The organism is Vibrio sp. 10N.222.49.C9 (assembly GCF_041474985.1).
GTDB classification, from domain to species: domain Bacteria; phylum Pseudomonadota; class Gammaproteobacteria; order Enterobacterales; family Vibrionaceae; genus Vibrio; species Vibrio crassostreae_C.
In genome coordinates, this window is the sequence record NZ_JBFRVD010001270.1 from 1 (window position 1) to 345 (window position 345).

The 345-nt window shown below is 47.5% G+C and carries 1 pseudogene; it reads left to right on the forward strand.

The features are described from left to right. A pseudogene (locus tag AB4585_RS27865) lies at positions 1-345 on the forward strand (MFS transporter); the annotation flags it as partial.

Sequence of the window (345 nt, forward strand, 5' to 3'; positions counted from 1 at the left end):
CCTGTGTCTCTTACACGCAACCACTACCTAGCGCTAGGTGGCATATTATTGCTAGCGGCCAATTTACGCGGTCCCTTTACCAGTCTGGCGCCTTCACTTGACCAGATTATGGTTGAGCTTCATCTAAGCTCCACTATTTTGGGCATGCTTTCTTCGTTACCACTACTCTCTTTTGCCTTAATATCTCCACTCGCCTTAACCGTTCTTACTCGGTTTGGCTTAAAGAAGAGTGTCTGCCTAGCCCTGTTCTCCATATTTTTAGGGGTGTGTCTACGCTCTGTTGGTAGTGTTGCAACCTTATATGTGGGCACAGTGTTTATTGGCGCGGGTATCGCTATCGGCAAT